At 51.9% G+C, this 12,885-nt stretch carries 11 protein-coding genes and 2 pseudogenes; 6 read left to right on the top strand and 7 right to left on the bottom strand.

The window, feature by feature from the left end:
• Nucleotides 1-244 precede the first annotated feature (244 nt).
• Nucleotides 245-559, top strand: coding sequence for a hypothetical protein (locus tag V5P19_RS16470; protein ID WP_334405156.1), 315 nt, complete (start codon nucleotides 245-247; stop codon nucleotides 557-559).
• Here V5P19_RS16470 and V5P19_RS16465 read toward each other — a convergent pair.
• A pseudogene (locus tag V5P19_RS16465) lies at nucleotides 556-1,248 on the bottom strand (DUF4225 domain-containing protein); the annotation flags it as partial. The gene V5P19_RS16470 and the pseudogene V5P19_RS16465 sit on opposite strands and share 4 nt — an antisense overlap.
• Before the next feature lie 156 nt (nucleotides 1,249-1,404).
• Here V5P19_RS16465 and V5P19_RS16460 point away from each other — a divergent pair.
• The 3 genes and pseudogenes from V5P19_RS16460 to V5P19_RS16450 all read left to right on the top strand — a co-directional run.
• A pseudogene (locus tag V5P19_RS16460) lies at nucleotides 1,405-1,776 on the top strand (outer membrane protein transport protein); the annotation flags it as partial.
• A 213-nt stretch (nucleotides 1,777-1,989) separates the two neighbouring features.
• Nucleotides 1,990-2,619: a helix-turn-helix domain-containing protein gene (locus tag V5P19_RS16455; protein ID WP_334405154.1), complete on the top strand. Its 630-nt coding sequence runs from the start codon at nucleotides 1,990-1,992 to the stop codon at nucleotides 2,617-2,619.
• 100 nt (nucleotides 2,620-2,719) lie between these two features.
• Complete coding sequence (locus tag V5P19_RS16450; RefSeq protein WP_334405153.1) at nucleotides 2,720-3,334, top strand: outer membrane beta-barrel protein; 615 nt, start codon at nucleotides 2,720-2,722, stop codon at nucleotides 3,332-3,334.
• Between the two features lie 61 nt (nucleotides 3,335-3,395).
• Here the strand turns inward: V5P19_RS16450 and V5P19_RS16445 are convergent, their stop codons facing one another.
• Nucleotides 3,396-3,788, bottom strand: a complete 393-nt coding sequence (locus tag V5P19_RS16445; RefSeq protein ID WP_334405151.1) for a hypothetical protein — start codon at nucleotides 3,786-3,788, stop codon at nucleotides 3,396-3,398.
• 158 nt (nucleotides 3,789-3,946) lie between these two features.
• Between V5P19_RS16445 and V5P19_RS16440 the strand changes: the two genes are divergently transcribed.
• Nucleotides 3,947-5,929: an alkyl sulfatase dimerization domain-containing protein gene (locus tag V5P19_RS16440; RefSeq protein ID WP_334405149.1), complete on the top strand. Its 1,983-nt coding sequence runs from the start codon at nucleotides 3,947-3,949 to the stop codon at nucleotides 5,927-5,929.
• Between the two features lie 36 nt (nucleotides 5,930-5,965).
• Here the strand turns inward: V5P19_RS16440 and V5P19_RS16435 are convergent, their stop codons facing one another.
• From V5P19_RS16435 to V5P19_RS16415, 5 genes are all read right to left on the bottom strand, one after another.
• The gene (locus tag V5P19_RS16435) at nucleotides 5,966-7,036 is read right to left on the bottom strand and encodes an ABC transporter ATP-binding protein (protein WP_334405147.1); all 1,071 of its coding nucleotides are present in this window, start codon (nucleotides 7,034-7,036) and stop codon (nucleotides 5,966-5,968) included.
• Nucleotides 7,029-8,798 (bottom strand): iron ABC transporter permease, encoded by a 1,770-nt coding sequence (locus tag V5P19_RS16430; RefSeq protein ID WP_334405145.1) that lies wholly within the window; start codon nucleotides 8,796-8,798, stop codon nucleotides 7,029-7,031. The genes V5P19_RS16435 and V5P19_RS16430 overlap by 8 nt, the downstream gene beginning before the upstream one ends.
• Nucleotides 8,799-8,880: 82 nt before the next feature.
• The gene (locus V5P19_RS16425; protein WP_334405143.1) at nucleotides 8,881-9,969 is read right to left on the bottom strand and encodes an ABC transporter substrate-binding protein; all 1,089 of its coding nucleotides are present in this window, start codon (nucleotides 9,967-9,969) and stop codon (nucleotides 8,881-8,883) included.
• Nucleotides 9,970-10,130: 161 nt separating this feature from the next.
• Nucleotides 10,131-10,826: a response regulator gene (locus V5P19_RS16420; RefSeq protein ID WP_334405141.1), complete on the bottom strand. Its 696-nt coding sequence runs from the start codon at nucleotides 10,824-10,826 to the stop codon at nucleotides 10,131-10,133.
• Between the two features lie 3 nt (nucleotides 10,827-10,829).
• On the bottom strand, nucleotides 10,830-12,467 hold the full coding sequence (locus tag V5P19_RS16415; RefSeq protein WP_334405139.1) for a sensor histidine kinase: 1,638 nt from the start codon (nucleotides 12,465-12,467) through the stop codon (nucleotides 10,830-10,832).
• A gap of 178 nt (nucleotides 12,468-12,645) precedes the next feature.
• Here V5P19_RS16415 and yjdI point away from each other — a divergent pair, with 178 nt between their 5' ends.
• The gene (gene yjdI / locus V5P19_RS16410) at nucleotides 12,646-12,876 is read left to right on the top strand and encodes a 4Fe-4S mono-cluster protein YjdI (protein WP_334405137.1); all 231 of its coding nucleotides are present in this window, start codon (nucleotides 12,646-12,648) and stop codon (nucleotides 12,874-12,876) included.
• The last annotated feature ends 9 nt before the right edge of the window (nucleotides 12,877-12,885 follow it).

Below are 12,885 nucleotides of genomic sequence, written 5' to 3'. Positions count from 1 at the left end.
TGATCCCTCTGACAATCTGATTTGGTCACTGGTGACTTTCGCAAAGCGAAACCAACCAGGTTGGCCTGATGAAGTCGCTACGTTCCGCTTGTTGCTTGTACCACTAACGGGGCTTTATGGCTTCTATGGTCTGATATCTGATACATTGCACAAACATCATGTGGATTGCTGTAAAGTTCATCAGTATGATTGCTTGCACAATCAGCGATTGGGAAAGCACTTCTGGAAGATAAGGGACGATACGATGAAAGTGACTGATGAGGCTTTGTTACGTTCAGGGTTTACGCAGCCCGAATTGCAGAAGATAAAAAGCAATATTGAAAAATATGGAGGAACGCTTGGGGAGGCCATAAATGACCTCGCTAGGCGATTTGTTACCTTGGCGGGAGTAGTAGCTGTGTGTGCCTTAATCCTACTGCTACTTATCGTCTTCAGCTCACCTGATAGAGCATTTGCATGGGGGCTGGCGATGATCTTTGGGGTTGCCATTATGTCCTTTGCACAGCCGCCGGTAATTTCCTATAAATCCTGGCGTTACCGAAAAACTATCAAGAATTAACTGGTTCCATTTTCGGTTGTCAATAGATCGAAAATCACTTTTGCTTTAACACCATAACCGACAATCTTCATTGTTAGCTTAGGAGTGCTCATTGTGCTGACTTTGCGATAGTCATCCTGTGGAAGCCAGCGGAATAATCTCCAGGCTCCAGTTTTTCGAGCGAGTCCAACAATGCTGTACACACTGGCGCCAAGAGTAACGCCATTATAGAGAGCCAGGCCCGCGTTAGGATTAAATCCCATGAACTGGGCCGTACGCATCGCAGAGTCAGCAATGATACCTTGCGAGGGTTTATGTCCTGCTGGCTGATCAAAGTTGAGCACTTCTTTCGTTAATCCGTTCATTCCATCGGCAATCAGGACTGCCCCAGCCAGCATACCAATCGGCCCCATAGTGGATAACATCATAAAACCACCAAAGAGAACCACGCCTGATAGCACCACATTTACAGCGGATATAACATAACCGACGATTTTATTATTTTCCTTAACAAACTCGATCTTCGCGTAAAGCTGTGTGGACTTGGTTTTTAACAGACGCTCTTGTTCAAGCAGGTTGTCTGTTTCAGCACGAAGATTTTTGATGCATACAATACATTCTTCATCGGTTTTAGCTCGTCGCGCTGTTTCAAATTCTTTATCTACAACCTGTTTTATCTCTTCGACAAACTTGATACGTGTAAGACCATTGAATCGCCACGGGTTTAATAGACACTTCTGATCCGTTGATAATATTGACTTTCAGTCAGCCTGCCCCCAAAATTTAAAATTAAACCTCCTTTCTTTGTGCTTGCTAAATATCCCCTGGTATATCTGTGCGCAAAATATCCCTGTAGCGAGTTAAAAATGAAAATACGAATAGTTCTGTGCACTGACATATTGGCCGCGTCATGTGCCCACGTCAGCGCCCTCTATTTTTATGAAACCAGCACTGAAGATACCGCGCTTGCAGGCGCAGGGCAGGCGGCCCGCGCGTAGGATGCTTCCACAATAATGACCAACCCTGCTGGAATGACGCATCTACCCGATCACAGAGTCACCGGAGGAGTGCAGGTGATGGATGGGGTAATTGATTACCAGCTGAATAACGGGGCGCAGCAAAGCCCTGGTGATGTCATGAAGACGTTTCCAACCGCCAGCATCTTTTACAGCCAGAAAGTGACCGACAACTTTTATGCCGGTTTTGTGCTTTACGGCAATTATGGGCTGGGGATCGATTAGGGAGCGCAGTAGCAAATCACACCTGCTGCCAATATTGGTCTGGCAGTCGAGTATCTCCATATGCAGTCCGCACAGATTAAAACATTCTGTGCTTTTGCAGGCAGTTATGATAGCCCCATCTCTGGTTTGCCAGCGTGAACTACAGTTACCCATTCTGAGTAGGCAACCGCTGGTCTATACTGGCATGGCCTATTGCTTTAAGGATCTCTCATGCATATTTTACCACCTGTTCGTCCCGAAAAATCCATTGAACGTTTGACCGGGATCCTGGAACCGATTGCTGAGGAAGTGAAGGTTGTTCCCCGAAAACGCATCACCTGGACACATAAAGGTCGTCAGCAAATGTATCTTTTTCAGCATGGCGAACTCTCCATGCTGCGCGCCTCGGATGGATTACTGTTGGTCACGGTATACGAGCCTCATCTTTTTGGCATCGCCGAGATGATCCAGCCGACGCAAGGGCATATCCTGCGGGCTGAAACGGAGTCGACAATATTGCGTGTCGACGCGGCACAGGCTGAAGATCTGTTCCGACAGCAGGGCGTCTGGGAGGAGGTTGCGGCGGTATTGTCTTACCATACGGCCTATTTAATTTATCGCGATGCGCAGGTCGTACAACAGAGAACCTATTCTGTTATTCGTAATCATCTGCAGGAGATGATATTACTTCCGGAAGAAGCACGCATGCGTACCACTATTCTTGACTATATTCAGGATAGGACATTGCTGTCCCGCAGCAGTATTCTTAATGTTTTGTCCGCGCTTAAGCAGGGGAAGTATATTGCTTTCAGACGTGGCGGGTATTTACTGGAAGTAGGTCACCTTCCGGAGTCGTTTTGACGGAAATTTAAAATTAAACAGGAATTACATTAACGACGCTCTTGTTTGGCTGTATCGTTTGCTCACTTAACGCTATTCAACAGAGTAAACGGGATTTTCTATGAAAAAGACAATTTGCGCTTTAATTATTGCTAATGCTTTTACTGCTACCAGCGCGTTTGCGGCTGCCGATGCGGGGACATGGTATAGCGGTGCCAAGTTTGGTTGGTCACATTATTTTGATGCAAATACCGGTTCAAAAGCGCGTGATAATAACAGCGGTTCAAACCAGTATAATATCGATCACGATAACGTGGGCGGCGGTGTTTATACTGGCTACCAGATTAACCCGTGGCTGGCGGTGGAAGGCGGGTATGATTATTTAGGTAATATGCAAATCAATGGCCACCATAGCGCGGGTGCACAAATGAAGAGTCAGGGTTTACAGATGTCCTTGAAGGCCAGCTATGGCCTGACGGATAGCTGGGATATCTATGGTCGTGCCGGGGCGATGGCCTACCGTGCTGAATCTGATGTAAGTGGTCACAATCGTTTTGATACCGGCGTACGCCCGCTTGCTGCCGTGGGCACGGAATATGCTTTCAACAAAAACTGGGCGGGGCGTCTGGAGTATCAATGGGTAAGCAACGTGGGTAATGCCAACCAGATTGGCGTAAGTAGCGACGTAAGCTCCGTTACGGCAGGATTAACGTACCGCTTTGGTCAGCACGATTAATATCTCCTCCATCCGTGAGGATAAAAAGCCCGACTACGTGAGTAGTCGGGCTTTTGCCTATTTATCCAGCCGCTAATGGTTTAAGGGCAATATGAATATTTTGCAGGCCGGCTTCATTTTTATCTTTCAGGTATTGTTGATTAATCATGTCTAACTGCTCCAGTTTCGTCAGCGACGCGTAGACAGGCTGTACTGGGCTGTCTTCGGTAAAAATATCCTTGGCGGTGGCGTTCTGTAAATAATGCTCTTTAAGGCTGCTTGTTAACTGGTTAATCTGCTGTTGGTTTTGGCGATAAAGCGATGCGATATGCGATGGTTCAACCGCAGGCGGTTTTTCTCCCGGTAATACCAAAGGGATATGCAGACGGTTAATTTTCTCAACTTTATCAGGTTGAGAGGTACTGCATGCGGTTAATACAATTAGGCTGAGTAGTGCTAATGACAATCTCTTCATGGAATTACCTGGGGCTAAAATAAAGAGGGTGATTATCTAATAAGGCAGGAGCCTCTTCAGGTAAAATTTGTTTATTTTTAAATATATTATCAATGGGAATGAAACGCTCAGATGTTAGCCTTATGTCATCGAAATTCATTATTACCCGTCGAGGATGTATGAAACTGAAAACACGCGTTAGCGCAGTGACCGTTGCCTGTCTGCTATCCACATCGCTGGCTGCTTTCCCCGTCATGGCGCAAGAAATGGCGAAGGACGCAACCGCCAGTACGAAAAACAGAAATGAAGCGCTGTACGGGCAATTGCCATTCTTTGATAAAACCGACTTCAGTAATGCGCATAAAGGCTTTATTGCGGCGCTGCCGCAGGAGGTCATCAAAGGTGAAAAAGGTAATGTCATCTGGGATCCCCAGCAGTACGCTTTTATCAAAGAAGGCCAAAAAGCGCCGGATACGGTTAACCCAAGCCTGTGGCGCCAGTCTCAGCTGATTAATATCGGTGGACTGTTTGAAGTCACCGACGGCGTATACCAGATCCGCAACCTTGACCTCTCAAATATGACGATCATGGAAGGGAAAGAAGGGATCACGGTAATCGACCCGCTGGTCTCTGCCGAAACCGCGAAAGTGGGAATGGAACTCTATTATAAATACCGTGGCAAACGGCCAGTTGTGGCGGTGATTTATACCCACAGCCACGTTGACCACTACGGCGGCGTGCGCGGTGTGATAAATGAAGCCGATGTGAAATCCGGCAACGTGAAAGTGTATGCTCCGGCGGGCTTTATGAAAGAAGCGGTGTCGGAAAACATTATGGCCGGAAATGCCATGAGCCGCCGCGCCAGCTATATGTACGGCAATCTGTTAACGCCTAACGCAAAAGGGCAGGTGGGGGCGGGATTGGGTACCACAACCTCGGCCGGTACCGTGACGCTGATCGCACCCACCAACACCATCACCAAAGATGGTCAGAAAGAGGTTATCGATGGCCTGACGTATGATTTTATGATGGCGCCAGGGTCAGAGGCACCGTCTGAAATGCTCTGGTACGTGGAAGAGAAGAAGATGATTGAAGCCGCGGAAGATGTCACCCATACGCTGCACAACACCTATTCTTTACGCGGAGCAAAAATCCGCGATCCGCTGGCTTGGTCAAAATACATCAACAGCGCCATTGAACGCTGGGGTGATAAAGCCGAGATTATCATGGCGCAGCACCACTGGCCGACATGGGGTAATGACAACGTGGTTAAGCTGATGAAAAATCAGCGTGATATGTACCGTTACATCAACGATCAGACTCTGAGACTGGCAAACAAAGGGCTGACGCGCGATGAAATTGCCGCCAACTTTGCGCTGCCGGACGGGCTGGCCAAATCCTGGGCGAGCCGGGGTTATTATGGTTCTGTGAGCCATGACGTGAAGGCCACCTACGTGTTCTATCTCGGCTGGTTTAATGGTAATCCTGCAACGCTGGATGAACTTCCCCCGGTCGATGCGGCGAAAAAATACGTCGATTACATGGGCGGCGCCAGCGCGATTCTCGATAAAGCCAAAGCCGATTATGCTCAGGGCAACTATCGCTGGGTAGCGCAGGTTGTGAGCCAGGTGGTATTTGCAGAGCCAACGAACAAGGTGGCTCGAAATCTGGAAGCCGATGCGCTCGAACAGCTGGGCTATCAGGCGGAGTCCGGCCCGTGGCGTAATTTCTACCTGACCGGCGCGAAGGAACTGCGTAGCGGCGTGCAGAAACTGCCAACGCCGAATGCTGCCAGCCCGGATACCGTTCGCGCGATGTCACCGGAGATGTTCTTTGATTTCCTCGGCGTGCACATTAACGGCGTGAAAGCCGCCAATGTGAAAGCGGTCTTCAATGTCGATCTCGGCAGTGATGGCGGTCAGTACAAGCTGGAGCTGGAAAATGGCGTGCTGAACCATACCGCGAACACGGTTGCGAAAGATGCGGATGCGACGATCACGCTCAGCCGCGACACGCTGAACAACATCATTCTGAAAGAAACAACCCTGAAAAAGGCGCAGGAGAACGGTGATGTCACCCTCACCGGCAGTCAGGCGAAGCTCGAAGAGATGCTCAGCTGCCTCGACACCTTTGATTTCTGGTTCAATATTGTGACTCCGTAATCGTAAAAAAGGCTGCATTACGCAGCCTTTTTACAATCACTTTTTCGGGAATATCCACACGTGCTTCTCAGGCAACGACAGGTGGCAGTGCTGCGGGTCGCGAACCTCGTGCCCGTAGGCGCGGATTACAAAATCATCCGCCGCTGTGCGGAACAAATATTCCCAGCGGTCGCCAAGATACATGCTGGTGAGCAGCGGTAGCGCAAGCTGGTTGTCACCCGGCCCGTCGACCACCGCCACGCGCTCAACGCGGATAACCGCTGTCGCTTCTTCCCCGCTTCGCACGCCTTCACCCGACTGTCCCCACAGCACCCAGTCTTTCCCTTCGATACGCGCTTTGCCGTCACGTACCTCTGTTACCTTCCCGTGCAGGCGATTGTTACTGCCCATAAACTCAGCCGTGAACAGCGTTTTCGGCGAGCCGTACATCTCCTGCGGCGTGCCCTGCTGCTCGATTTTGCCGTTGTTGAGCAGCAGGATGCGGTCAGAAATGGACATCGCTTCGTTCTGGTCATGCGTCACCATCAGTGCCGATAACCCGAGTTTGATAATCAGCTCGCGCAGAAACACGCGGGCCTCTTCGCGCAGCTTGGCATCGAGGTTTGAGAGCGGCTCGTCCAGTAAAATCACCGGCGGGTTGTACACCAGCGCCCGGCCAATCGCCACGCGCTGCTGCTGTCCACCGGAAAGCTGGTGCGGGTGGCGTTTGCCAAGATGGCCCAGACCAAGCTGGTCCAGCACGTCCTGCACGCGCTGCTGGAGTTCTTTGGCCGGCACTTTGCGCAGCTTGAGCGGATAGGCCACATTTTCAAAAACGGTTTTGTGCGGCCACAGCGCGTAGGACTGAAACACCAGCCCCAGATTGCGTTCTTCAGCCGGGATTTCGCTGCGCGGCGTGCCGTTGTAAACGGTATTTTTGCCGATCACAATCGAGCCCTGAGTCGGTTTTTCCAGCCCGGCCACCGCACGCAGCAGGGTCGTTTTACCGCTGCCGGAAGGCCCCAGCAGGGAAACCACTTCGCCACGCTTCAGGTTCATGGAGACACCTTTTAAAACAGGATTGTCGCCATAGGTTAAGTGCAGATCGTCTACCGCTAATTCAATCATGTAATTTGACTCCGAAACGAAGGGCAACGCCCAGACCTACTACGACCAGCAGGATATTAATAAAGGAGAGTGCCGCCACAATATCAATCGCACCTGCAGCCCACAGCGAAACCAGCATTGAGCCGATGGTTTCCGTGCCGGGCGAGAGCAGATACACCCCCGTTGAGTATTCGCGCTCAAAGATCAGGAACATCAGCAGCCATGAGCCGATAAGCCCGTAGCGGGACAGCGGGATCGTGACGTGACGGGTAATTTGCCCGCGCGTGGCACCCGTGCTGCGGGCCGCCTCTTCAAGCTCCGGCCCTACCTGCAGCAGCGTGGAGGAGATGAGCCTCAGTCCGTAGGCCATCCATACCACGGTATAGGCCAGCCAGACGCTGAAAATGGTGCTGCGCAGTGAACGTAACCAGACGACCAGGTTTTCACGCATCCAGTCGGACCAGGCAAAGCCAGAGAGCCAGCCCGATTTCAATGCGTTATCCAGCCACATCGGCAGGAACAGGAACACCCACAGGAAGGCCAGACCCGCTAGCAGGCCAGGCACGGCGCGCGGTACCAGCACGCTGTAGTCAAGAAAACGCGTGGTGTTATCCGGTTTGCGGTGCATGGCGATGCCGACAAAGAGATAACAGGCTACGGCCAGCGCCCCGCCAATCACGCCAATCGACATCGAGTTAACGATAGCGCGCAGCAGGTTCGGCTGTGCCCAAATGGTGCGGAAAGTGCTCAGAGAAAGTTCGTCCCATAGCGATACGCCCACGCCCCAGTTGGAGATAAAGGCGCGTAACACCACGCCGAGCAGCGGTACGCCAATCGTAACGGTAAGCCAGAATGCCACGACCGCGCCCGCTACCCAGCGCCATTTGCCCAACGGTAAGGCACGCGCCTGCGACGCTTTGCCTTTTACGGTGACGAAGCGGTTAGCGGTGCGCATCAGGCGGCGCTGGAGCATGACCAGCGGGATGGTGATGCAGATAAGCACCACGGCAACCGCCGCCATCAGGTGATAGGAAGGCGTGCCGAGCTTATTGGTTAACTGATACAGATAGGTGGCCAGCACCATGTTGCCTTCCGGGTCGCCGAGCACCAGCATCAGGCCAAACACCTCTAGCCCGAGGAAGAACAGCAGCACGATGGCGTACAGGATCGAAGGGCGCACCATTGGCAGGCTAACGGATGTCATCACCTGTAGAGGCGACGCGCCCGCGGTGCGCGCGGCTTCTTCCACATCGGAACCCACGCTGCGCAGCGCGGAAGAGATATAAAGATAGGCATGCGGAACGTGCGTCAGGCCCGCGATGATCACGATGCTCGACATGTCATAGATATTCCACGGCACAAAGCCAATCAGCGCCTGCGCCCAAAGGGACAAGAACCCAACCGGTCCAGCTGCGACGACATAGCCAAATCCTAATACCATTGGCGATACGAAAATGGGTACCAGGATCAGCGGTTCAATCAGCCGGCGCCCGGGTAGGTCGGTACGTACCATCAGAAAGGCCAACACGCCGCCCAGTGGAATGGCGATGATGACCAGACCAAACGCGAGAATAAAACCGCTTCTCAGGGCTTTATAGAAATCAGGGTCGGTAAAGATAAAACCAAATGATTCAAGGCTCCACTCTTTTGCCGGTGAAAAGAAGGGGGCGGACAGGAAGCTCTGGATCACGATAAACGACAAAGGCACGTAGATAACCAGCGCAGTTATCAACACGACAATGCCACGCGGCAGGCTTTGCCACTTTCTGCGTAATGTATTCATGGGATATCCCTGGCGTTGAAACCCAGCAAAACGACTTCAGGTCGAGGAAATAAGGCGCGACGACACGCGTCGCGCTCAGGGCTTATTTACCGGCGGCGGTACGCCACTGTTTGATGTATTCCAAACGTTTCTTTGGCTGCAGATACTCAAGCAGGCTTTCATCAACCGGGATCGGTTTCAGCGCCGTGCCGAGGATTTTGGTGAGGCCTTCGATATCATTTTTACCGTCGATATCGTTTCGAATGGACGGGATGTCAGCCTGATTAGCCAGAATGCTTTGCCCTTTTTCAGACAGGACATAGTCCAGCCACAGCTTCGCGGCATTGCTGTTTTGCGCCTGCTGGCTAATGAAGGAGACGCGTGATAACACCAGGGTGTAATCTTTTGGGTAGGAAATGCCAAGCGACGGATCGTTCTTTGCGCGGGCTTCGGCATACGAGCCGAGGATATTAAAGCCGATCAGGTTCTCGCCGGATGAGACGCGTTCCATCATGGTGCCGGTTGACGACTGCACCGCTAAGCCACCTTTGGCGATGTCCGCCAGGGTTTTGAAGTAATTCGGATCGGCTTTGTCATCCTGCACCGAGAGCATAAAACCAAGTCCCGACTTCTCAATGTCGTAGGTGGTTACTTTGCTTTTGAATTTATCCGTCTGGCTGGCGATAAGCTTAGCCAGCGCCGCGTGGGAGTCCGGTACCTCAGCGGCTGGGATCAGGCGCTTGTTGTAGATAATGACCACGGGCTCATAGGTCGTACCATACGCTTTGTCGCTCCAGACCGCCCATTTTGGCAGCTGGCTTTGCTCGGGAGATTTGTACTCCATGGCGTAATCAGTGGCGAGCTTCAGCCCGGTGTCCATAGATGAACTCCAGACCACGTCACCGCTACCGCCGCCAGAAGCCTGTTCGCTAATAAAACGGTTGTACAGCTCGGTGCTGTTCATGTCGTTGTATTCAACCTTGATGCCCGGGTACGTCTTTTCAAAGCCCTCAATCAGCGGCCCGGCGGCTTTGGTGTCGGTGGTGGAGTAGATCACCACTTTGCCCTCTTTGGTCGCCGCATCCACGACTTTTTGATACTCCGTAGGGTAGCCCTGCGGCAAGGCAGACATTGCGGAAGAGGAGACCAGTATGGCAGCGGTAATCAGAGAAATTCGGAAGATGTTCGACATTATAATTAACCTTTTAGTTACATTTGAGGAACTAATGGTCAACATAACCGATGGGGTCGCGCAGGCAATAGGGGGGCAAGGGCAATGATTCCGAAGTGTGATTGTCGGCATCGTTTCAGCAATTAACACCATTAAATCCGCGAACCTTAGGCAGCGAAGAATTACGCTTTATCCGGGACTTTACGGTATAGCCTTCTGGGATGACCAATATTGCCATACAGCATTTCGATGCTGATAAACCCGCTTTCCACGCAAAATTCAAGATAGCGCCGCCCGGTAGTTTTACTGATGCCAACGTTCTCGACCACCTCTTCCACCGACATCGTACTCTCGGGGTTATCATCAAAAAAACGCCTGATACGCTCCAGGGTGTTGGGCTCAATCCCCTTTGTCGACGGGGCAAGCGGGGATTCTGCGGCAGGCAAATGGAACAGGCGATCCAGCGCATGCTGGTCGACAACCTTCACCTGCTGCACGGTGTGGATGAAACGCATAAACCGTTCCAGCGAGGCGTGCAGGCGCTGGAAAAAGACGGGCTTAATCAGGTAATCAAATGCGCCGCTGCGCATGGCGTGGCTACAGGTCTGCATATCGCTTGCGGCGGTGATGAAGATCACCGAACATTCAAAGCCCTTCAGCAGCGGATGGTCGATTAAGTCTACGCCCTTGCCGTCCGGGAGATAGTTATCCAGCAGAATAAGCCGGGGCTGATGCTGGCGGATCAGGCTGTGCGCTTGTTCAATCGATGCAGCAATGCCCACCACGCGTAAATGAAAATTTTGCTCAATATACTCACGATGCAGCTCCGCAAGATGCGGCTCATCCTCAACAATCACAACATCAAGTGGTCGGGTCATGCTTTAGCCCTGTCGAACGGGGAGTGGGTTGGGAATAAATACAGAGAAAATAGTGCCTTGCGGGGTGTTATCGCTGATTTCTATGCTGCCGCCAGCCTTATCGATATATCCTGCCACCAGAAACAGTCCAATACCGTGCTCTGAGCCGATTATTTCATTATCCTTTTCCGGTTTACTGCTGAACCCCTGCTGAAAGATATGGGGCTTCATGTCATCGTCTAACCCACAGCCACGATCGGCGACCTCGATCAGCAGTTCCTGGTTGCGGTCAGAAATATAGAGCTCTACCGCCGCGGGCACCGGGGCTTTCAGGGTGGCATCAACCGCGTTATCCAGCAAATTACCGATCACCGACATCAGCTCAGTTTCGGTGAGGGTAGCTGGCATCCGGGTCAGATGACAGGCGGGATCGAACAGCAGCTCAATTCCTTTTTCCCGCGCGCCGACGTATTTACCTAAAAGCAGCCCGCACAGGGCCGGAGAGGTAAAATGGGCCGAGACAAAATCCAGCACGCGCTGTGCGCCTTCCGACTGCACCTGAACGTAACGAATCGCTTCGTCATAGTGCTTCATTTGCAGCAGCCCTACCAGCGTCGCCGTCCAGTTCAGCTGTTCATGGCGCATAATGCGCAGGTTGTCCGCATAGCGTTTGATTTGGCTGAGCTGGCTGCTGAGGGTGTTAATGTTATTTTTATCGCGAAAGCTATAGACCCACCCGCTTTCAACGCCGGGGTCGACCTCAATGGCCACGCGGTTAACGATCACCTCACGCTGATTCAGCACCGCAATTTGGTCGTGACTGCCGCGACTCGCTGACGCGTAGCGCTGGGATAAAAAGCCCGGAGAGGTATGCAGGACGTCTTCCAGCGGTTTACCAATAAGCTCTTTCTCACTCTGATGAATGTCGAGCATCTCTCTGGCCGCGCGGTTAATTAAAATCAGCTGCTTTTTATCGTTAATCGCAAATACCCCCTCGTACATCGCCTCCAGCAGCGCTTTTTGCTGCAAAACCAGCTGGGCAATGTCTTTCGGCTCAAGGCTAAACATCTGCTTTTTAAGATTACGGGTGAACAGCCAGGAGAACATAAACAGCAGCAACAGCAGGCCAATACCGTATAGCCCTGACTGCCAAAGAATATGGGCGTTAATATTGGCAATATACGAGGTCAAATAACCGACCGAGACAATACCAATCACCTGATGCTGTGCGTTAAAGATGGGCGCTTTGCTGCGTAATGACACGCCTATTCCGCCCTGTCGCACGGAAATAATGGTCTTGCCTTTAAGCACCTCGGCATTGTCGCCGCCGATCATCGGTAAATTCAGGCGCTCCGGCGACTCGGAATGATAAAGATGCTGCTCATGGATATCGCCAATAACAATATAGCTGGCATCGCTTTCCGCGCGCAGCGGCTGAATTAAACGGGCAATGCCCGGAATATCTCTGGCCGCAACTTTCTCCGCCAGCCCCGGCATTAGCGCTATTTCGCTGGCCTGCACGCGGGCGCGTTGGCCTAAATCGTGATGCAGCTGCCGGTCAATAAAGTGAAACAGGATGGTGCCCAGCAGAACCAATAGCAGGCAGGAAAAGCACACCAGCGCGAGAAAAAGCTTCACCTGAAAAGAGAGTCTGCGTTTCATTCAGCCTGTGGCAACCATGCAAAAGGGAGATATTCGCGGAGCCTGACATGCGCAAATGTCGGAAGCAATCTGACGAGAACAGAGTTGTGAGCTGGCTTTTCGTTTTCAGCGTTATAGCCATCGGGATCGGGTAAGGCTATTCTTCATTCAGCAACACAATAATTACAGAGGCAATGTCGTGGAAAAAGAGCTACTGGATGCGGGTTACCGGGCCTATACCGGGGAGAAAATTGACGTCTACTTCAACACCGGGATCTGCAAACATTCAGGTAACTGCGTGCGCGGCAGCGCGGCGCTGTTTAACCTGAAGCGTAAGCCGTGGATTATTCCCGATGAAGTGGATGTAGAAACCGTTATACGCGTGATTGATACCTGCCCGAGCGGTGCGCTGAAGTACCGCCAAAAATAAGCGAGGAAC

This window comes from Enterobacter sp. UNJFSC 003, assembly GCF_036903355.1.
Taxonomy (GTDB): Bacteria; Pseudomonadota; Gammaproteobacteria; order Enterobacterales; family Enterobacteriaceae; genus Enterobacter.
Note: the sequence above shows the minus strand (reverse complement) of the source record. Positions and strands in the feature narration are given on the sequence as shown.